Source organism: Mycobacterium shigaense, from assembly GCF_002356315.1.
Classification (GTDB): Bacteria; Actinomycetota; Actinomycetes; order Mycobacteriales; family Mycobacteriaceae; genus Mycobacterium; species Mycobacterium shigaense.
This window is the reverse complement of the sequence record NZ_AP018164.1, coordinates 138,481-159,340: the sequence shown is the minus strand read 5'-3', so window position 1 is coordinate 159,340 and position 20,860 is coordinate 138,481. Positions and strand designations below refer to the sequence as shown.

Genomic DNA, 20,860 nt, shown 5'->3' with positions numbered 1-20,860 from the left:
AGGCAGACCCATGACGGCAGCCGCAGGCAACCGGACTCGCAGCCGCGACGAGGACGCCATCGGCATCCCGCCGCCGAGCCCCACTCTGGTTCCGGCGCAGCGCTATTACTCCCCGGCGTTCGCGGCGCTCGAAACCGAACGCATGTGGCCGAAAGTGTGGCAGGTCGCCTGCATGGTCGACCACGTCGCCGAACCGGGCGACTATTTCGAATACCGCTGCGGCCCGTACGGGGTGCTGATCGTCCGCGGCGAGGACGGTGTGCTGCGCGCTTTTCAGAACGCCTGCCGCCATCGCGGCAATTCGCTGTGCACCGGCTCGGGTTCGGGTCTGCGCGAGCTCAAGTGCGGATATCACGGATGGACCTGGGATCTGGCCGGCAAGCTCAAGCGGGTGCCCAATCGCAAGGCCTTCGGCGCGCTGCGCCTGGCCGAGTTCCCCTTGCTGCCAGCTAGGGTCGACAGCTGGGCGGGGCTCGTCTTCGTCAATCTCGACCCGGACGCGATGCCATTGCTCGACTATCTCGAGGAGATACCCGATGACATCGCCTGGTGTCAGCTGGAAGATTTCCGGTGCTATGCCAGCCTCACGGTCGACGTCGAGGCAAACTGGAAGACGATCGCCGACGGCTACAGCGAGACCTACCACATCCAGACCCTGCATCCGGAGCTGCTGCGCTGCGTCGACGATATACATGCGCCGCAACAGATTTGGGGTCATACCGGCAAATCCGACCAGCCCTACGGCGTGCCAAGCCCGCGCTTTGAGGGCGCGCTGAGCGACGAAGAGGTCTGGGACGCTTACGTATACACCCAGGGCGCGCTAATGGGCGCGGCCCAGGGCACGGCCTTCCCGGCCGACGAATGCCGGGCCGGGCTGACCGTCCAGGAACTGATCGCGGCGCGCACCCGGGAATTCGCGGCTTCGCGGGGCGTGAATCTCGAATGGGCCGACACCGATCGGATCACGCGGCTGCACCAGTACAACGTGTTCCCCAACATGACGCTGCTGGCCAATGCCGACCACCTGACGATCATGTGCTCGCGCCCGGGCATGGACCCCGATCACGGTGAGCTGGTGATGTTCCTGATGACGCGGATGGCGCCGGGCGCGCCCCGCACCAATCCGGCCGACGTTCGGTTGTCCGCCGAGGCGGCCGAGCCGGGCGTGGTGCTGAGCCAAGACATTCGCGTGCTCGCCGGCTTACAGCGGGGCATGCACCAGCCGGGCTTCACGCACCTCGCCCTTTCGGGTGAGGAACGCCGGGTGATCAACTTGCATCGCAACCTCGAGCGCTACCTCGACCTACCCGAATCGGAGCGGATGAGCGGGGGTGCCGACGCCCCATGAGCAGCACCCGAAATCGCGCATCGGATTCGGCCAAAGTAATCACGCGCTGCACACCCGAAAGCGCCCGAACGGGTCTAGACTCCCGCTTGTGACAGCCGCTTCGAATCCCCTTGACGAAGAACGAGGACGACTCTCGCACCAAGTTCACATGCGATATCAGATTCTGGGAAAGCGGCGGGCACGGCGGATGAGCCGGCGGTTTGCCCGTGTCGGAATAGACACCGCGCCGGATCGCCTTCAGCAGATGCTCGCGGGCATGCCCTGCACCGAAAACGAAGCGACCGATATCCATTTCGCCCTGATCGCTACGCAGATGGAACGCGATCAGCGCACCGCGAAGTTCAAGCGCCTGCAACGCCAGGGCACCCGCTCGGCGATATTTGCCGGGCTGATCTTGTTGGTGTTGAACTTCCTGTTCTGCATCGCCTATCTCATGCTGAACCTGACCGACCAGGCCCCGCCGTTGTAACTGCTCGACGCGCGGCGGCACTGCCTCAGGCGGCGTTGCCATTGCGAAAACGCACGAAGTCTCGCCATCGATTGCCGGTCGCGTCGACGAATTCGAAGCCTTCCGGCTCGGCGAGTTCACGCAGCCGCTGAACACTCAGGCGGTCGGGGTCGGGGAACGCCTCCGCGAACACCAGCTGCCCGCCCGGCTTCAACACGCGGGCCAGCGACCGGATGCACGCTTGCTGGTCCGGCACCTCGCCGATCACCGCCGCCAGGAATGCGGTGTCAAACGCGTGATCCGGGAACGGGAATCCCTCGGCGGCCTGCCCCGCCGTGAAGCCGACGTCGTGAAAGCCGGCGTGCTCGAGTTCCCGCCGCGCCTTCTGCAGCATCTCGGGCTGCAGGTCGAACAGGTCGAGGCGCCCGTAGATGAGCCGGCGGGCGATCTCCACGCTGTAGAAGCCCGGCCCTGGCCCGACCTCCAGTACGCGCTCGGATCCGTTGAGTCCGATCTCGTCGACGATCCGGCCGGGCTTGGAAAACGCCCGGCGCACAGGGTTATTGAGGAAGAACGCCGCCTGATGCGGATAGGGCGAGGCGCCCTTCTCGCGCGCCTTGTGCAGCAATGCGTCCACCCACGTTGTCGGCATAGCGCCTCCTTGCTCGTCGTTGAACTTAGGGTATCCTAACTTCAAGTGATTGCAAGGGCCGCTTAGGCCGGCGTCTTCGCGTCGACGAGTGTCAGGTGATGGGCTTGCGCGGGATCGTGGTCGACGCGGCGCGTGAGCCGGCTTACTTCGGTGGCGCCGTGGATCTCCACCGTGCCGCCGCGGGCACGATGCTGGTTCTGCCAGTCGCTGATCGCCTGATGCGCGGCGTGATCCAGGTAATTCACCAGCAGGTGCACGTTGACGGTGGTGCGCTCCGGCACGGAGGCCAACACGCGCGTCAACCGGGGCAGGGCGAGGAAGGTGCACGCCCCTTCGACGACCACCCGCCATTCGTCGTCGCCGTCGGGTGTGGCTTCCACCTTGGCCCGTATCACCCGCCACCCGGTCAGGGCGATGGCCACAGCCAGCCCGATCATCACACCCTGCAGCAGGTTCAGGAACACCACGCCGACGACCGTGATCAGGTAGACGGTGAAATCGCCTGTCTTCATCGCTGTTTCGATATGGGCCGGCTGCAGCAACTGGATCCCGATGACGATGAGCAGCCCGGCCAGTGCCGCGGTCGGTATCTGCTCCACCAGCTCCGCGAACGGCAGGGCGAAGACAAGGATCCAGAAGCCGTGCATGATCGTCGAGGCGCGGGTTTTAGCGCCCGCGTTGACATTTGCCGCGCTGCGGACGATGACGCCGGCGATCGGCAGGCCTCCGATGGCCCCGGACACGATGTTCGACGCGCCCTGACCGATCAGCTCGCGATTGAAATCGGTGCGCGGACCGTGATGCATCCGGTCGATCGAGACGGCGGTCAGCAGGCTCTGCACGCTGGTGATGAGCGTGACGGTAACGATGCCGACGACGACCGCGCCCCAGTTTCCGTGGGGAATGCCTGGCAACTGCACCGCCTCCAGCACCGACCCGTCCAGCTCGATGCGGGACACCCGAAACGGAAAGATCAGCGAGACAACCGTTACCACCACGATGGCGACCAGCGGGCCCGGAACAGCGGCCACCTTGGCCGGGGCCCAGCGCCAGGCGATCAGGATGCCGATCACCAGCACACCCAGCACGAGCCCGGGCCGGTGGGCGCTCAGAATCTGCGCGGGCAGCGCTGTGACGTTGTCCCACGACGAACTCATCGACTCGCCGCCCAGCAGCACGTGAACCTGCTGCAGGGCGATCGTGATTCCGATGCCGGCCAGCATCGCGTGGACGACGACGGGCGAGATCGCCAGAGCGGCGCGCGCGACGCGGCTGAGGCCCAACAGAACCTGCATGATCCCCGCGATCACTGTGATGAAACACGTTATTTGCCAGCCGAATTCGCCGATGAGATCGGCGACGACGACCGTCAGCCCGGCCGCGGGACCGCTGACCTGCAGGGGCGAGCCGCCGATCGCCCCTCCGACGATGCCGCCGACGATCGCGGCGATCAGACCGGCGAGCACCGGCGCGTCCGAGGCGATCGCGATGCCCAGCGACAACGGGAGCGCGACCAGGAAAACCACCAGCGACGCCGACATGTCGTGGCAAATCACCGCGCGTAGTCGGCCCAATCGCGAGGCCGGGCCCTGCCCGGCCTCGCTGTCGGCCTGTGTCCTCCGCTGCATCGACCCTCCCTGGTCAGGTCTGAAAACCGGGCATGGTTACCACCCGCGAGTAGCGGCAGCGGTCTGTTCGTTAGAGCACAGGCGATTACGCGATCCACCAACTCCGTTGTCCGGCTGGGCACGCCAGGCTGCTGGGTTCGAAGGTAGGTGCGCGGTCGCGCACGGGTCAACCGAACGAGCCTCCTGCATACGGAACGCAAATCTTATGAAGGGCCATATGTTACGTGCGCGTGACGCACACATAATGGCAAAGGCATTGATTCCTAGACAGTTTCGAGTGATCCTGATCAGTCGGGTCCGCGGCCATCGCCGGCGAGCTTCAGCAGCAGGCGCGTTCCGCCCAGCGGGCTGGCATGCAAGGAGGCGCTGCCGCCGTGCAATTCGGCCTGCTGGGCGACGAGCGCCAAGCCCAGCCCGGACCCCGATCGCGATGCCGTCGACCCGCGCGAGAAGCGTGCGAACACCGCGGTGCGTTCCTCCTCGGGAACACCCGTCCCGTTGTCGTCGATAGTGATCTCGACTCCCTCACCGGAACTACTCACGGTGAGCTGAATCTTGGTGGCCCCGCCGTGTTTGACGGCGTTGGCGATGGCATTGTCGATCACCAGCCGAAGACCCGTCGGCAGACCGATCATCAACACCGTCGGCGACGGCACCAGCGACACCACCGCGTTCGGGTAGGTGCGCGGCGCGTCGTGCGCGGCGCGGTCCAACAGCTCGGTGATGTCGAAGGGGACGAAGTCATCGACGGTCGTCAGCTCGCCCTGCGCCAGCCTCTCGAGAGCGGTCAGCGTGGCCTCGATCCGGCTCTGGGTGCGGATGACGTCACCGAGCACCTCCTGGCGCTGCTCGGGGCCGAGCTCGAGAGTGGACAGCACCTCCAAGTTGGTCCGCATCGCGGTCAGCGGCGTCCGCAGTTCGTGGGAGGCGACGGCGGCGAAGTCGCGCGCCGATTCAAGCGCGGCCGTGGTGCGCTGTTGCTCCCTGCCGATGCGATCCAGCATGCCCTCGACCGCCTCGGCGATCTCGACGGCCTCACGCACGCCGCGGACCTGAACCTCGTCCGGGCTGGACTTGGCGTTGATGGCGCGAGCCTGGCGGGCCAGCAGCAGGAAGGGATTGACCATGATCAGCGAGATCACCCAGCCGACCAGGACGGTGCCGGTAATGACGCCGCCACAGATCAACAGGACCCGCAGATGCAATTCGTTGATCCGGTGCTGTGCCTCGGCCAGCGGCGCCGCCAGCGCGATCGACGCCGGGCCCGCGGAGAAGGTGCGCACACGGTACTTCACGCCGTTGATGGTGGTGTTCGCATAACCGTCGTCGAGTTTGGGCACCACGATGTTGCTGGGCACCGACACCGTGACACCCCCGATCCGGGCGGTCCGCACCACATTGCCGTCCGGCGACGGCCGATCGGCGCTGGTTTGCTGCGGGCTATTGAGCAGCGTGTTGATGTCGCCGAGGCTGTTCACCGAATCCAGGCGCCGGTCGAGCTGGCTGTATTGGTCGTTGGTGACGCCGACCCACACCCAGACGCCCAACGTGACGACGAGGGCGATGACGCCGAGTTGCGCCACGATGACGATGGTGCGCAAAGACAGCACCCGCATCGGCAGCCGAATCGAATCAAACATCCCCCCGATTATCGTTCTCAGCGCACGACCTCGCGGTGACCGGCATCCAATCGGCGGGTCCAGCCCCGCGCGTCAAGGTGTTCCAGCAACGGAATCGCGACACGTCGAGAGGTGTCAAGAGCCTGGCGCGCTTGGCTTGTGGTGAACGGCTGGTCGAGCCGGGCAAGAGCGCGCATGGCCAATGCGGGTGCCGTCGGCAGCAGCACGATCCCGGTCTGCGAGCCGTCGCGCAACCGCAGCACCCGCCCGGCGCGTTCGGCCGCGGCTAACTCCCGGGCGCCGAGGCGCAGCGCCGACAGGTCGTCGGCCTCCGGTGCGTGGAACGGCTCGGCGCACAGCCGGGCCTCCAGTTCGCTGACTGCGGCTTCGGCGGCACCGAGGTCGTCGGGCGCCCCGGCCGCCTGGATGTGGCCGCCGCCCTGTTCGAGGCCGGCGTCCCGGGCCAGCGCATCGAGCAGCGACTCGTCGGGCAGCTCCAGCAAGTCCCGGGCAGCCCCGCGAGACAGGCCCTCGGCCAAGGGATCTCGCGTATGCAGTTCGGTCACCGCGGCCTGCAGGCGGTGCCGCCACGCGTCGTAGGTCGCCGCGTGCACCCACCAGCCGTCGAGCACGCGTACCCCGGCGGGCGGCGTGCTGTCGGCGCCGTGCAACAGGCCCAGCCGGCGCAGGTGGCTTTCTTGGACCGCGCCCCGGCGGGCCACCTCGGCGGTGAGGTCGCCGGAGACGTCCAGCCCGCTCAGCGCCGCGGCCCGGCGCGCGCCGTCCCCGCGTCGCCGCAACGCGGGCGGGTCGGCGTCGAGTACCAGGACGCCGCCCAGGGCTCGGCTGCCACCCGGGTCTCGCAGCACCAATCGGTCGCCGAGGATCAGCGGTAATTGCCGGTCGAGGGTGAGCCGGGCGTGGTCGTCGTCGAACGGTCGCAGCCGGGCGGGCACGGCCGCCGTGCCGACATAGGCGATCACCCCGGCCGGACCTTCGGTCAGCGGATCGCCGGTGGTGCGGCGCACGTCGAGCGCGTGGGTGGTGAGCCACGCACCCGGGGTGAGGAGCGCGTCGCCACGCCGGGCGGCGTCGCGCGAGACGCCGCGCAGGTTGAGTGCCACGCGAGCCACCGGTCCCACCGCCGGGTAGGGCCTGCCGCGGCTCTGCAGGCCCCGGATGACCACCGAGCGGGTCTCGGCGCCGAGCAGATCGAGCCGGTCCCCGCGGGCCAGGCTGCCGGCCGCGAAAGTGCCGGTCACGACGGTGCCCGCCCCGGCGATGGAGAAGCAGCGATCGACCCAAAGCCGCAGCCGGGCGGCGGTCTGCGGTGGAGGCAGTTGGGCCAGCACCCGGTCCAGGGTGGCGCGCAATTCCGGTAACCCGGCGCCCTCGACCGCCGACACGATCAGGCCGGGCGCATCGCGCAGTCCGGTTCCGACCAGTTCCGTGCGCGCTTGCGCGAGGGCGTCGTCCGCCCGGTCGGGTGCGCGGTCGGCGCGGGTGATCACGATGAGGCCGTGCTCGATGCCCAGCGCGGCGATCGCGTCGCGGTGATCGCTGGATTGCGCCTGCCAGCCCTCGTCGGCGGCGACGACGAAGCAGACCACCGGCGCCGGACCCAGCCCGGCCAGAGTATTGCCCAGAAAGCGCTGGTGGCCGGGCACGTCGACGAAGGAGATCTCGCGCCCGGACGGCAGCGTGGTCCACGCGAAGCCGAGGTCGATGGTCAGCCCGCGGCGGCGTTCCTCGGCCCAGCGGTCGGGTTCCATCCCGGTCAGGGCCCGGATCAACGTGCTTTTGCCGTGGTCTACGTGGCCGGCGGTGGCCACGACATAGGTGCCGTGCGTGTTCAGCGGTCCGCCCCCGGCAGGGTCGCCAGGGCGGCCTGCACCGCGGCCAGCAGCCGGTCGTCGTCGGATTCGGGGATGCAACGCAGGTCGACCAGGCAGGCGCCGTCGTGCACACGCGGCAAGACGGCGGGGTCTCCGGTGCGCAGTGCCGCGGCGGCGGCTTCGGGCAGGCGGACGGCCCATCCGGGTAGCGGCACGCCGGGTGCTCCCCCGCCGCCGACGCGGCCGTCGTGGGCGACCACCGACCCGCCGACGGCACCGGCCAGCCGCTCCGCCCGGGCACGCAGCGACTCGGCGTCGGCGTGCAGGGCCTGGGTGACCGGCGAGGCGCCGGCACGGACCGTTGCCTCGAGCGCGGCGAGGGTGAGCTTGTCCGCGCGGACCGCGCGGGCCAGCGGGTGCCGCGCCAGTCGGGCGACGACCTCGGCACTCCCGAACACAATGCCAGCCTGGGGTCCGCCGAGCAGCTTGTCGCCGCTTGCGGTGACGATGTCGGCGCCCTCGGCCAGGGCGGTGGCCGCGTCGGGCTCGTCGGGCAGCAGCGGGTCGGGCGCGAGCAGCCCACTGCCCAGGTCGACGACCAGGGGGACGCCGTTTTCCGTGGTCAACGCCGCAAGCTCGGGCGTCGAGACGGCGGTGGTGAACCCTTCGACCCGGAAGTTGCTCTGATGCACCTTCAGGACGCACCCGGTCTGCGGCCCGATCGCGTCGGCGTAGTCCCGCAGATGGGTGCGGTTGGTGGTGCCCACCTCACGCAGATAGGCACCGGTCGAGGCGATCAGGTCGGGCAGCCGGAAGCCGGCGCCGATCTCGATGAGCTCACCGCGGCTGACCACGACCTCACGCCCGGCGGCCAGCGCCGTGGTCGCCAGCACCAGCGCGGCGGCGCCGTTGTTGACCACCAACGCCTCCCCGGCCGCGGGGCAGGCGCCCAGCAGCGCCTGGCGAAGGACGACGCCGCGCTTGGACCGCGTGCCGGTGGCGAGGTCGAGCTCGACGTCGACGTAGCCGCTCGCGGCGATCAGGGCCTCGACGGCGCTCGCCGCGAGCGGCGCACGGCCCAGGTTGGTGTGGACGACGACACCGGTGGCGTTGAGCACCGGCCGCAGCCGGGTGTTCCGGTGGGCGTCCAGGGCCGACAGCACGGCGTCCTGCACCTGATCGGGGGCCAGGTCGCCGCGCCGCGCCGCATCCTGAACGTCGCGCACCACCGCCCGGACGACGGTGTCGCCCAGCCGGGTCCGCGCCTGCTGCACGGCCGCGAGCGCCAGCAGCTGATCGGTGCGCGGAATCAGGCGCCGCGGGTCGACCTGTGTCACTTACGTCCTCGACCTCCTCGGCACGGCTGGCGGAGGCGGACGGGAATCGAACCCGCCAGACCGAGATGCTCGGCCTCACCAGTTTTGAAGACCGGGGGGACCACCAGGAACCCAAACGCCTCCACGCATCAACGTAGCGGTCGGCACCCGTCCCGGCCGACCAACACTCGTCCCACCGGCGGCTGCGGAGGTCGTAGGCTCGCGCCATGACCCCCACACGCCTCACCGGGTATGCCCACGGCGGCGGCTGCGCCTGCAAGATCCCGCCCGGCGAGCTCGAGGAGGCGGTGCGCGGGCTGGCCGGACAGACCCACGGGGACGTGCTCGTCGGGCTCGACGACGGCGACGACGCGGCGGCGGTATTGGTCGGCGATCTCGCGGTGCTGTCCACGGCGGACTTCTTCACGCCGGTCGTCGACGACGCCTACGACTGGGGCCGCATCGCGGCGGCCAACGCGCTGTCGGATGTGTACGCGATGGGCGGGCGCCCGGTCGTCGCCATCAACCTGGTGGGCTGGCCCCGGGACCTGCTACCCCTGGAGCTGATGACCGAGGTGCTGCGCGGCGGGCTCGCGGTGGCCTCGGAGGCAGACTGCCCGGTGATCGGCGGCCACTCCATCGACGACCCGGAACCGAAGTACGGTATGGCGGTGACGGGCGTGGCCGATCCACATCGATTGTTGCGCAACGATTCCGCCGCGCCGGATCTGCCGCTGACGCTGACTAAGCCGCTGGGCACCGGGCTGCTCAACAACCGCCACAAGCAGACCGGCGAGGTGTTCGCCGAAGCCATCGCGACGATGACCCGGCTCAACCGCGACGCCGCCGAGGCCGCCCTGGCGGCGAACGCGAAGGCGGCCACCGATGTCACCGGGTTCGGCCTGCTGGGCCACCTCTACAAGATGTGCCGGGCTTCGAAGGTGGGCGCCGTCATCGACCGCGCCGCGGTACCGGTGCTCGATGCCGCTCGGGACGCACTGCGCGACGGCTTCGTCTCCGGCGGGACGCGACGTAACCTCGATTGGGTTCGGCCGCAATTACATTCGGGACCCGGGGTCACCGAGGACGACCTGCTGTTGCTCGCCGACGCACAGACGTCGGGCGGCCTCCTCGTCGTCGGCGAGCTACCCGGTCACCCGGTGATCGGCCACACCGTCGCGGGCGAGGGCATCGAGATCGGCTGAGTCAACCCGCGGTGGTGATCGAGTCGTCGGTGGTGCCCGCCGCGCGGCGGGCGGCCAGCCGGCGCTTTTGCGGCTCGATCGTGTAGCGGGGGTCGCGCGCCGATTCCTTGCCGGCTTCGAAGAAACCGAACCGCAGCATTGCCGACGCCGTCAGCAGCGTCAGTCCCGACAGGGCCGCGACGTCGCGGCGGCCCCCGCCGAAGAACGCCCCCAAACCACCTGCGGCGGCGAGCAATTCGCTGCACTGCAGCAATCGGCCCGGCGTGCCGTGGTGTAGCGGCTCCCTGGTCAGCGGGTCCATCCGGGACTCGGTGAACCGGGCGGAGATCAGATCGCAGACCGCACCGATGACCGCCAGCTTGCGGGCGGGCCCGGCCTCGGCGACCGGGGTGGTGATCATCGCCAAGCCCGATGCCGCCAGGGTCGCCGAGCTGACGAACACGAACGGCAGGTCTCGGTACGCGGCGTTCCACGTCGGTGTCGCGGTGTCCGTGAGCAACACGGCGGTATAGACGGCAAGCGGCGCCGCGAAGACGCCGGCTTCCAATCCGGCCGGCCCCTCGACCGCGCGTAGCACGGGCCGCAACGGGCCCAACGGGATTCGCTCCCCGGTCATCCGGTCGATCTCGGAGACCGCGGCGACACCGATGCCGGCGCTGAACAGGCTGAGAATCCAGGAGCCGATGCTCATCGGCGAGGTCAGCTTCACCGTCCGCAGCATGTTGACGAAGCGCTCGGGCCGACCCAGGTCCTTCACCAGCGCGACGGCGCCCAGCGACACCGCGATCAGGGCGGATAATCTGGTGTTGCGGCGCAACATCTTTCGCCCGCTGAGCTGGGCACCGGCCGCCAGTAGGCCCGAGCCGCCGGCGACGCCACCCAGGAAGAGGTAGGCCCCCACCTCGTGTCCCCATGGCGCGGGCTTGACCACCGGCCTCCCGTAATACGAGGTGAACTCGGCCTCGGGCACCATCAACGACTCGTCGCGGCGGCGGCCCTTACCTCGACGACGGCGCTTGCCCCCCGCGGGCTCCGGCGGCCGGAGGCTGTCGAATTCGGAGGTACTCACCGACTTCTCCAGAACGCCCACACGGCCGCGCCGACCATGCCGGCCGCGGCCATGGTCGCCCGCTTGAACATCGTCGGCAGGTCGGCCGTACACACCCGCGGGTCGGGCGGCAGGCCGTAGACCTCTGGCTCGTCGAGCAACAAGAACACCGATCCCGTGCCGCCGACGCCGTCTTTTTCGTTGGCGCCGTAAAGCCTTGCCTCCGTGCGGCCTTCGTCATGCAGCTGCGCGACGCGTTGCCGCGCAGCAGCTACCAGGTCGTCGTGATCGCCGAATTTGATCGACGTGGTCGGGCAGGTCTGGGCGCAGGCTGGTGTCTGGTCCTCGACGAGGCGGTCGTAGCACAGCGTGCACTTCTGGGCCACTCCCGTGACGAAATCCTCTTTCGGGCGGCCGGGTCGCTCCACCGGAGTCGCGTAGGTGCCGTCGCTGCGCCGCTCCACCACGCCGAACGGACAGCCCGCCACGCAGGTCCCACAGCCGTTGCACACGTCGTGCTGCACCACGACGGTGCCGAACTCGGTGCGGAACAATGCGCCCGTCGGGCAGACGTCGAGACAGCCGGCGTGCGTGCAGTGCTTGCACACGTCCGAGGACATCAGCCAGCGGAACTCCGGGGTGTCCGGCGGCTTCGCAGCCGCCTGAGCGTCGGCGGATCCGGGGATCGCGGGCATCCCCAAACCGACGAGCGCGCGGCCGGATTCGCGGGCCTCCTCGATGCGGTCCCGTCCCTGCTCGATGAAGGCCACGTGCCGCCAGGTGCTCGCCCCCAGTGCCCCGGTGTTGTCGTACGAAGAGCCCAGCAGTTCGAGGTCGCCGTCGCGGGGGTTGCGATTCCATTCCTTGCACGCGACTTCGCAGGCCTTGCAACCGATGCAGATCGAGGTGTCGGTGAAAAACCCCTTGCGCGGCTTGGCAGCAGCCCAGCCGGCGGCCGCGGCGGGGTCGGTCGGACCGCTCAGCTGCCCCATCAGCCCTCCTCGCGAGGCTCGGTGATCCGGATATTGTCCGTCTCCACGGTTACCCCCGCGCGGGACTGGTACTCGTCGATCAGCCGCAGCAGCGCCTCGCCCCGCGGCCGGCGGCCCGGGCGAATGTCGCAGGACCCGGCCTTGGACTCCTGGATCTGCACGTTCGGGTCGAGAGTCACACCGAGCAGGTCGTTGGCCGCGTCACCGCTCACCACCGCGTCACTGCCGACGCCCCAGTGGTAGGGCAGCCCGATCTGGTGCACGGTGTGGCCGCCGATCACCAGCGGCGTCATCCGTTCGGTGACCAGTACCCGCGCCTCGATCGCGGCCCGCGGCGAGACGATCGTGGCCCACCCGTAGGGCTCGAGCCCGCGTTCGGCGGCCAGTTCCGGGGACACCTCGCAGAACATCTCGGGCTGCAGCTCGGACAGATAGGGCAGCCAACGGCTCATCCCGCCGGCGGTGTGGTGCTCGGTGAGCCGGTAGGTGGTGAACACATACGGGTAGACGTCCGCGCCGGGGTCGCCCGCGCTCGGTGCCCAGAGATTGTCCTTGCGCGGGAACATGATTCGCGACGGATTCTGCTGCTGCGGATACAGCGCGTTGGCGACCGGCGACTCCTGCGGCTCGTAGTGGGTGGGCAGCGGTCCGTCCACCATGCCCTTGGGCGCGAACAGCCAGGCCTTGCCGTCGGCCTGCATGATGAACGGGTCGTCGCCCGCCAACGCGTCGGGGCCGCCGACGTCGGGGTCCGGGCGGACGTGGGGCGCACGGTCGACGGGGAAGTCGGGCACGTCATCACCAACCCATCGACCCAACGTTTCGTCCCACCAGATGTAGCGCTTGCGCTCGCTCCACGGCTTTCCGTCCGGGTCGGCCGAGGCACGGTTGTACAGAATCCGCCGGTCGGCCGGCCATGCCCAACCCCATTGCGACTGGTTCGGCGCCGGGCCGCCGCCCGGCGCCCGGCGAGCGGCTTGGTTGACGCCGTCGGCGAACACGCCCGAGTAGATCCAGCACCCGCATGCCGTCGACCCGTCGGCACCCAATTCGGTATATCCGGGAACGGGTTTGCCGGCGTCGGGCCCGGTCAGGTAGCAGCCACTGATCTCGGCCAGGACTGCCGTGGCATCGGGCTCGCCGCTCTCGTCGACGGGATAGTCCCACGTCAGATCGAGTAGCGGCCGGTCGCGCGGATCGGTCGACCCGGCCAGCCGCTGCCTGATCCGGTTGCCCAGCTCGACGAAGAACTGCAGCTCGCTCTGGCAGTCGCCGGGCGGCTCGACGGCCTTGTGCCGCCACTGCACCAGTCGTTGCGTCTGGGTGAACGAGCCGGCCTTCTCGACGTGCGTCGCCGCCGGGAAGAAGAACACCTCGGTCTCGATGTCCTCGGTCTTCAGCTCGCCGGATGCGATCTCTGGGCCGTCCTTCCAGAAGGTGGCCGACTCGATGAGGTTGAGGTCGCGCACCACCAGCCACTTCAGGTGCGACATGCCCATGCGCTGCATTCGGCCGTGTGCCGACCCGACGGCCGGGTTCTGGCCGAGCAGGAAGTATCCGTCGACCTCGTCGTCGAGCATCGACATCACCGTCTGATAGGTGCCGTGCGGGCCGGATAGCCGGGGCAGGTAGTCGTAGGCCCAGTCGTTGTCCGCGCGCGCGGCGTCTCCCCACCACGCCTTGAGCAGGCTGACGATGTAGGTGTCCGCGTTAGCCCAGAAACCCTTCTGATTCTTCGGCCCGACGGCTTCGATGTAGTCCTGAAAGGTGTCGTGCACACCGGCTTTCGGCATGGACAGGTAACCGGGCAGCAGGTTGAACAGCGTCGGGATATCGGTGGAGCCTTGGATGGTGGCGTGCCCGCGCAGCGCCATGATGCCGCTGCCCGGGCGCCCGACGTTACCCAACAGCAGCTGCAGAATCGTTGCGGTGCGGATGAATTGGGCCCCCAGCGTGTGCTGCGTCCAGCCGACGGCATAGGCGAAACAGGTGGTGCGCTCGCGACCAGAGTTCTCGGTGATCGTGCGGGCGAGGAAGTCGAAGTCTTCGAGGCTGATGCCGCAGACGTTCTTCACCATCTCCGGCGTGTAGCGGGCGTAATGCCGCTTGAGGATCTGGAACACCGAGCGCGGATGCTGCAACGTCTCGTCGCGCTGCACCCGAGCGTGCGGCAACGGCGGGCCACCGCTGCCGTGCACATCGCCGGCGGCGCGGGCGGACGCACTGGCCCCATGTTCGGTGTCGGCCTCGTCCGCTTCCTGTCCTGCGTACGCCCACGTCGACGGGTCGTACTGTCCCGTCTCGGGGTCGAAGCCGGAGAACAGCCCGCCCAAATCCTCGGCATCACGGTAGTTTTCGTTGATCAGCGTGGCCGCGTTGGTGTACGCGACCACATACTCCCTGAACCAAAGGTCGTTGCTGATGACGTGATTGATGAGCGCACCCAACAGCACCACGTCGGACCCGGCTCGGATCGCGACGTGCCTGTCGCACACCGCCGAGGTGCGGGTAAACCGGGGGTCGACGTGAATCACCTTCGCGCCGCGCGCTTTTGCCTCCTCGACCCACTGGAATCCCACCGGATGGCACTCGGCCATGTTGGAGCCCTGGATAACGATGCAGTCGGCGTTGGCCATGTCTTGCAGTGATTGGGTGGCGCCACCGCGCCCGAAGGAGGTTCCCAGACCGGGAACCGTGGAGCTGTGTCAAATACGAGCTTGGTTCTCGATCTGGATGGCGCCGGCGGCGGTGAAGAGCTTCTTGATGACGTAGTTCTCTTCGTTGTCCAGTGTGGCGCCGCCGAGCGCGGCGATCTTCATGGTGCGCCGCAACGGGTGGCCCTTCTTGTCGATGTCCTGCCAAGCATGGCGACGGGCCTCGACGAAACGGTCGGCCACCATGTCGACGGCGGTGTCCAGATCCAGCGACTGCCATTCGGTTGCCCGCGGGGCGCGGTAGAGCATCTTGGTCTGCCGTCCCGGCGAATTGACCAACTGCTCGCTGGCCGACCCCTTGGGGCACAGCCGACCCCGCGAAATCGGCGAGTCCGGATCGCCCTCGATCGCCACGACCTGCTCGTCCTTGACGAAAACTTTCTGGCCACACCCCACCGCGCAATACGGGCACACGCTCTGCACGACGCGATCGGCCGTCGTGGTGCGCGGAGCAAGAGCGCGGGTGTGCTTGGACGTCACCGCCGTCCCGCGGCCGAACGCATCGCCCGAACGCAGCTGACGGAGTACGGGCCATTCGAGGAGGATCTTCGGCGAGGGCAGCTTCGGGGCCATGCTTGAAAGCGTAGTGCGCGCCGCCACCGCCTGCGACGGACGCGAAAGCCGGGCTAGGTGATCGACGCCTGGTAGATCTGCTCGATGTTCGATCCGAGCTTCTCGTCGAATTCCGCGTCGCTTTGCTGAACGGTCAACCCCTCAGTGAGCGCCCGCGAGAAGCTGGCGATCAACCCCTTGTTGCGGGCGAGGATCGTGCAACTCTCCGCGAGGCTGTAGCCGCCGGACAGGGCAACCACCCGCAATACCCGGGGGTGGCCGATCAGCGGCGCATACAGGTTGTCCTCGTCGGGCAGGGTCAGCTTCAACATGACCTGACGGTTGCCGGGGAGCTCGTCGAGCTTGGCGGTCAGCGCCGACACCAGCAGGCTGTCCGCCGCGGGCTTGTCGGGGCTCTTGATGCTGACCTCGGGCTCGATGATCGGGATCAGCCCGCTCACGGCGATCTTGTCCGCGTACTCGAATTGCTGGTCGACGATCGCCCTGATGCCCGCGGCGTTCGGTTCCTGGATGAACGAGCGCATCTTGGTACCGAAAATCCCTTTGTCGACGGCCCGCTCGAGCAGGGAGTCGAGCTTCGTCATCGGCTTCATCAGCTGCACGCCGTTTTCGGCGTCGGCCAGCCCCTGGTCAACCTTCACGAACGGCACGATGTGCTTCTGCTTCCACAGGAAAGCCGCGGAGTCCTCGCCGTTGACAGTCCGGTCCATGGTCTGCTCGAACAGGATGGTCGCGATCACGTGAGCGCCGGTGAAGCTCGGGCTGGTGATCAGCCGCGCGCGCATCTGGTGGATGAGGTCGAACATCTGGTCGTCGCCGTTGTAGGTGTCCTCGTCAATCCCATAGAGCTTCAAGGCTTTTGGCGAGCTGCCGCCGCTTTGGTCCAGTGCGGCGATGAAGCCGCGGCCCGACGCCATAACGTTGCGCTGCTCTTCGTTCACTGCATTCCTTCCGTCGTCGCGCCCGCCGGCCCCGGTGCCCCCGGGAGCCGCGAGCTGAGTCCCAGCATCGCGCATCCCGATGCCCTCGGGCTACCACCACCCCCGGATTTGCCACCCTGTGTGGTGAGTGAGTACTCTCTCACCATGGTCCTCTCCGGACGGAATCGGCTGCTGGCCGAGGCACTGAAGCTGTTCGCCGCAAAGGGCTATGCGGCGACCTCGGTGGCGGACATCCAGCGGGCGTCCGGCCTGGCACCGGGCTCGGGTGCGCTCTACAAACACTTCGCCTCCAAGCGCGAGCTGCTGGAGGCGGCCGTGGCCCACCGGATCGACAGCATTGTGACTGCGCGCGAGCAGTTCGACGCCGACGAGCCGGGCAGCGTCGAGCACGCCGTGCGCACCGCGGGCCAACTGATCTGGAGCAACCTCGTCGAAAGCGAGGAGGTGCTCAAGGTGATGCTGCGTGAGCCAGACGAAGTCGGCGACCTCGACGAGAAGACGTGGCAGGTCATCACCGACAACGCCTATCAGCGATTTGCCGACGAGCTCGTCGCGTCCAACCGGTCCGGGCGCACCAGCATCCCGGACCCCGAGGCGGCCGCCGCCGTGGCGATCGGCTCGCTGTCCTACGCCCCGACGTTGCAGGCGTTAACTGGCCGTATGCCGGGCAACATCGACGGCGAGCGTTATTTCGAGGCGTGGGTCAACCAGACGGTCAGCGTCCTCGCCCAGTACACGAATCCCAAAAACCCCTGACTACCAAGCGATTCCAGGAGCAGAACATGACATTCTCATTAGAACTCAGCGAAGACGTGATCGAAGTCCGCGATTGGGTGCATCAATTCGCGGCCGAGGTCATCCGGCCGGCCGCGGCCGAATGGGACGAGCGCGAGGAAACTCCCTGGCCCGTGATCCAGGAGGCGGCGAAGGTCGGGCTGTACTCGCCCGACTTCTTCGCGCAGCAGGCCGCCGAGCCGACCGGGCTGGGCATGCTGGCCGCATTCGAGGAGATGTTCTGGGGCGACGCCGGTATCGCGCTGTCCATCATGGGGACGGGCCTGGCCGCGGCGGCGTTGGCGGGCAACGGAACTCCCGAACAGCTGGGTCGCTGGCTCCCCGAGATGTTCGGGACGCCCGGCGACCCCAAGCTCGGGGCGTTCTGCTCGTCGGAGCCCGATGCGGGCTCCGACGTGGGCGCAATCCGCACCCGCGCGCGCTACGACGAGGCCGCGGGCGAGTGGGTGCTCAACGGCACCAAGACCTGGGCCACCAACGGCGGGATCGCCAACGTGCACATCGTGGTGGCCTCGGTCTATCCCGAGCTCGGCACCCGCGGCCAGGCTTCCTTCGTCATCCCGCCGGACACCAAAGGCCTGGCTCAGGGCCAGAAATTCAAGAAGCACGGCATCCGTGCCTCGCACACCGCCGAGGTGGTCCTCGACAACGTCCGGCTGCCCGAGGACGGCATTCTCGGCGGCCGCGAAAAGTTCGAGGCACGCATCGCCCGGGTGAAGTCCGGTTCCTCCGCCGGCGGGCAGGCGGCGATGAAGACCTTCGAACGCACCCGGCCGACCGTCGGCGCCATGGCCGTCGGCGTGGCCCGGGCCGCGTATGAATACGCCCTCGAATACGCCTCGCAGCGTGAACAATTCGGCCGCAAGATCGGGGAATTCCAGGCGGTGGCGTTCAAGCTGGCCGACATGAGAAGCCGGATCGACGCCGCCCGCCTGTTGGTGTGGCGGGCCGGCTGGATGGCACGCAACAACCAGGCCTTCGATTCCGCCGAAGGCTCGATGGCCAAACTGGTGGCCAGCGAGACCGCGGTGTACGTCACCGACGAGGCCATCCAGATTCTCGGCGGCAACGGCTACACTCGCGACTACCCGGTGGAGCGAATGCACCGGGACGCAAAGATCTTCACCATCTTCGAGGGCACCAGCGAGATCCAGCGGCTGGTGATCTCTCGGGCGCTGACCGGCCTCCCGATTCGATGACATACATGGAATCGGTGTCCGGGCGCAGTAGTCAGCGGCGCGCCCACTCCTCGGCGAGCAGCTGATAAGACCGCACCCGGTCCTCGTGGTCGTGGGTGATCGTCGTGACGATCAGTTCGTCGGCCTCGGTGGCGTCCCGCAACCGCTCCAAATCGTCGGCAACTTGCGATGGGGTTCCGACGAATTGGGTGTCGACCCGGTCGGCGACCAGCGCGCGGTCGGCGTCGGTCCAGGTGTGGGCGCGCGCCTCGGCCGGGGTGGGGAACGGGATGGCGCCCTCGCCGGTGCGGATGCTGCGCACCCACAGCCCGTAACCGGTGGCCAGCTCGCGCGCGGTGGCCTCGTTGTCGGCGACGACGACGTCCGCGGACACCGCGACGTAGGGCTTCTCCAGCTCGGCCGAGGGCCGAAACGCAGCCCGGTAGCCGTCGGCCGCCTCGAGCACGGTGGCCGGGGCGACGTGATAGTTGGTGGCGAACCGCAACCCCCGGTTGCCGGCGACGACGGCGCTCTCCCCGCCGCTACTGCCCAGGATCCAAATCTGCAGATCGGCGCCACCGCCCGGCACGACGTGCGCCCGCTCGCCGTCGTCGGAGCGGTAGGTGTCGGCGATCAGCGCCAGGACGTCGCCGATTTGCTCGGTGTAGTTTTGCGACTCCGCGCCGGGCAGCTGCAGCAGCGCCCGGTGCAACGCGAACCGCGGCGATTTCAGCAGGGGGGTGAAGTCGAACTTCGGCGGGATGAGCAGCCCGTTGGAGGTACGTCCGTCGATCACCGGCTGCCGGGGCGCCGACGATACCAGTGCCGGCTCACGCGGTTTGCCGCCCGAGCGCCCCAGGCCGAGGTCGAACCGGCCCGGGTGCAGCGCGTCCAGCAGCCCGAATTCCTCCACGGTGGCCAGCGCCGTGCGATGCCCCATCTGCACCGCACCCGAGCCGAGCCGGATCGTGGAGGTCTCCCCCGCGATCAACGCGAGCACCACCGCGGGCGACGTCCCGGCGACGCCGGGGTTCAGGTGGTGCTCGGCGAACCAGTAGCGCGCGTATCCCAGGGCCTCGGTGCGGCGAGCCAGATCGATGCTGTTGCGCAGGGCCTGCGTCGCGTTCGAGCCCGACGAGATCGGGACGAGGTCGAGCACGTTGAGCGGAGTAGTCATGGCGCTTACGACGCCACCTCGGTCGAGGCGGCGGGCCGCCGCGGCGTGGGCAGCGGTGCCAGACCGAGGTGTTCGCGCAGCGTGCTGCCGGCGTAGTCCGCGCGGAACACCCCGCGCTCCTGCAGTAGCGGCACCACCCGGTCGACGAAGGGGTCCAGCCCGCCGGGTGTGATGTGGGGTACCAGGATGAAGCCGTCGCTGGCGTCGGCCTGGACGAAGTCGTTGATCGTCGCCGCGACGGTCTGCGGCGACCCGACGAAGGACTGCCGCCCCGTGACCTCGACGATCAGCTCGCGGGTCGTCAGATTCTCGGCCTCGGCCTTGGCCCGCCAGTCGTTGGCGATCGCGATCGGGTCGCGGAACATGCGGACGCTGGCGCGGCCGCGCGAGATGGTGTTCTCGCCCACGACCGGGTCCACGCTGGGCAGGGGCCCGTCGGGGTCGTGGTCGGACAAGTCGCGGTTCCAGAGCTGCTCGAGGAACTTGATCGCCGTCTGCGGCGACACCTGCGCCAGCCGCACCTGCTGGGCGATCTCGTCGGCCTCGGCGTCGGTATCGCCGATCACGAACGTCGCGGCGGGCAGGATCAGCAGCTCGTCGCGGCGGCGGCCGTAGCGGGCCAGCCGGCCCTTGACGTCCTCGTAGAACGCCTGCCCGGCGCCCAGGGTGCTGTGCCGCGAGAAGATCGCGTCCGCGGCGGCGGCGGCGAACTCGCGGCCCTCGTCGGAGTCACCGGCCTGGAAGATCACCGGGCGGCCCTGCGGGCTCCTCGGGACGTTGAAGCGGCCTCGGATGTCGAAATGCGCGTCGCGGTGCATGAACTCGCCGGCGCGTGGGTCGGACAAAAATACTCCGGCTGCCTTGTCCGCGACGATCTCGTCCCCGCGCCAGGAGTCGAACAGCTCTTGGGCGGTCTGCAGGAACGTCTTCGCCCGTTCGTAGCGCTGGTCCTCGGCCAGGAAGCCGCCGCGGCGAAAGTTCTCCCCGGTGAACGCATCCCACGACGTCACGACATTCCAGGCGGCCCGGCCGCCGGACAGATGGTCCAACGAGGCGAACTGACGGGCCACCTCGTAGGGCTCGTTGAAGGTGGAGTTGATGGTGCCGGTCAGTCCGATGCGCTCGGTGACCGCGGCCAGCGCCGCCAGCACGGTGAAGGTGTCGGGCCGGCCGACCACGTCCAGATCGTAGATTTCGCCGCCCTGCTCGCGCAGCCGCAATCCCTCGGCGAGGAACAAAAAGTCGAACTTGCCGCGCTCGGCGCTCTGCGCGAATTGTGCGAACGAGCTGAACTCGATGTGACTGCCCGCGGCGGGATCGCTCCACACCGTGGTGTTGTTGACGCCAGGGAAATGCGCCGCCAAATGAATCTGCTTGATGGGCTTGGTTAT

General features: G+C 68.5%; 16 protein-coding genes and 1 tRNA gene. 5 read left to right on the top strand and 12 right to left on the bottom strand.

The features are described 5' to 3' along the window. Positions 1-10: 10 nt before the first annotated feature. Together MSG_RS00765 and MSG_RS00760 are read left to right on the top strand one after the other, a co-directional pair. A complete protein-coding gene (locus MSG_RS00765; RefSeq protein ID WP_096436246.1) occupies positions 11-1,348 on the top strand; it encodes an aromatic ring-hydroxylating oxygenase subunit alpha in 1,338 nt (445 codons plus the stop codon). An 88-nt stretch (positions 1,349-1,436) separates the two neighbouring features. Continuing rightward, complete coding sequence (locus MSG_RS00760) at positions 1,437-1,817, top strand: hypothetical protein (RefSeq protein WP_232011132.1); 381 nt, start codon at positions 1,437-1,439, stop codon at positions 1,815-1,817. A gap of 25 nt (positions 1,818-1,842) precedes the next feature. Here the strand turns inward: MSG_RS00760 and MSG_RS00755 are convergent, their stop codons facing one another. The 6 genes from MSG_RS00755 to MSG_RS00730 all read right to left on the bottom strand — a co-directional run bounded on the left by MSG_RS00755 (position 1,843) and on the right by MSG_RS00730 (position 8,990). After that, positions 1,843-2,433, bottom strand: a complete 591-nt coding sequence (locus MSG_RS00755) for a class I SAM-dependent methyltransferase (RefSeq protein ID WP_170063186.1) — start codon at positions 2,431-2,433, stop codon at positions 1,843-1,845. 77 nt (positions 2,434-2,510) lie between these two features. Further along, the gene (locus MSG_RS00750) at positions 2,511-4,076 is read right to left on the bottom strand and encodes a SulP family inorganic anion transporter (RefSeq protein ID WP_096436240.1); all 1,566 of its coding nucleotides are present in this window, start codon (positions 4,074-4,076) and stop codon (positions 2,511-2,513) included. A gap of 287 nt (positions 4,077-4,363) precedes the next feature. Next, a complete protein-coding gene (locus tag MSG_RS00745; RefSeq protein WP_096443874.1) occupies positions 4,364-5,692 on the bottom strand; it encodes a sensor histidine kinase in 1,329 nt (442 codons plus the stop codon). Positions 5,693-5,733: 41 nt separating this feature from the next. Continuing rightward, positions 5,734-7,527: a selenocysteine-specific translation elongation factor gene (gene selB / locus MSG_RS00740; protein WP_197705009.1), complete on the bottom strand. Its 1,794-nt coding sequence runs from the start codon at positions 7,525-7,527 to the stop codon at positions 5,734-5,736. A 20-nt stretch (positions 7,528-7,547) separates the two neighbouring features. Further along, positions 7,548-8,867: an L-seryl-tRNA(Sec) selenium transferase gene (selA, locus tag MSG_RS00735; RefSeq protein ID WP_096436238.1), complete on the bottom strand. Its 1,320-nt coding sequence runs from the start codon at positions 8,865-8,867 to the stop codon at positions 7,548-7,550. A 27-nt stretch (positions 8,868-8,894) separates the two neighbouring features. Next, positions 8,895-8,990: transfer RNA gene (locus MSG_RS00730), tRNA-Sec, on the bottom strand. An 83-nt stretch (positions 8,991-9,073) separates the two neighbouring features. On the opposite strand from MSG_RS00730, the gene selD reads away from it, so the two are divergent. Next, positions 9,074-10,051: a selenide, water dikinase SelD gene (selD, locus tag MSG_RS00725; protein WP_096436236.1), complete on the top strand. Its 978-nt coding sequence runs from the start codon at positions 9,074-9,076 to the stop codon at positions 10,049-10,051. Between the two features lies 1 nt (position 10,052). On the opposite strand, the gene nrfD is transcribed toward selD, so the two are convergent. Genes nrfD through MSG_RS00700 form a run of 4 tightly spaced genes read right to left on the bottom strand, consistent with a single transcriptional unit; the run spans position 10,053 to position 16,319 of the window. Then, positions 10,053-11,120: an NrfD/PsrC family molybdoenzyme membrane anchor subunit gene (gene nrfD / locus MSG_RS00720; RefSeq protein ID WP_096443872.1), complete on the bottom strand. Its 1,068-nt coding sequence runs from the start codon at positions 11,118-11,120 to the stop codon at positions 10,053-10,055. Beyond that, on the bottom strand, positions 11,117-12,091 hold the full coding sequence (locus tag MSG_RS00715) for a 4Fe-4S dicluster domain-containing protein (RefSeq protein WP_096436234.1): 975 nt from the start codon (positions 12,089-12,091) through the stop codon (positions 11,117-11,119). The genes nrfD and MSG_RS00715 overlap by 4 nt, the downstream gene beginning before the upstream one ends. Next, positions 12,091-15,378: a formate dehydrogenase gene (gene fdh / locus MSG_RS00710; protein ID WP_232011131.1), complete on the bottom strand. Its 3,288-nt coding sequence runs from the start codon at positions 15,376-15,378 to the stop codon at positions 12,091-12,093. Before fdh ends, MSG_RS00715 begins: the two co-directional genes overlap by 1 nt. A gap of 53 nt (positions 15,379-15,431) precedes the next feature. Further along, complete coding sequence (locus MSG_RS00700) at positions 15,432-16,319, bottom strand: fructose bisphosphate aldolase (protein WP_258173951.1); 888 nt, start codon at positions 16,317-16,319, stop codon at positions 15,432-15,434. A 144-nt stretch (positions 16,320-16,463) separates the two neighbouring features. Between MSG_RS00700 and MSG_RS00695 the strand changes: the two genes are divergently transcribed. After that, positions 16,464-17,075 carry a TetR/AcrR family transcriptional regulator gene (locus tag MSG_RS00695; protein WP_096436226.1) on the top strand — a complete coding sequence of 204 codons (612 nt, stop codon included), beginning with the start codon at positions 16,464-16,466 and terminating at the stop codon, positions 17,073-17,075. Positions 17,076-17,101: 26 nt separating this feature from the next. Beyond that, positions 17,102-18,313, top strand: coding sequence for an acyl-CoA dehydrogenase family protein (locus MSG_RS00690; RefSeq protein ID WP_096436224.1), 1,212 nt, complete (start codon positions 17,102-17,104; stop codon positions 18,311-18,313). 31 nt (positions 18,314-18,344) lie between these two features. On the opposite strand, the gene MSG_RS00685 is transcribed toward MSG_RS00690, so the two are convergent. Then, complete coding sequence (locus tag MSG_RS00685) at positions 18,345-19,469, bottom strand: LLM class flavin-dependent oxidoreductase (RefSeq protein WP_096436222.1); 1,125 nt, start codon at positions 19,467-19,469, stop codon at positions 18,345-18,347. Positions 19,470-19,474: 5 nt separating this feature from the next. Further along, positions 19,475-20,860: an NtaA/DmoA family FMN-dependent monooxygenase gene (locus tag MSG_RS00680; protein WP_096443870.1), complete on the bottom strand. Its 1,386-nt coding sequence runs from the start codon at positions 20,858-20,860 to the stop codon at positions 19,475-19,477.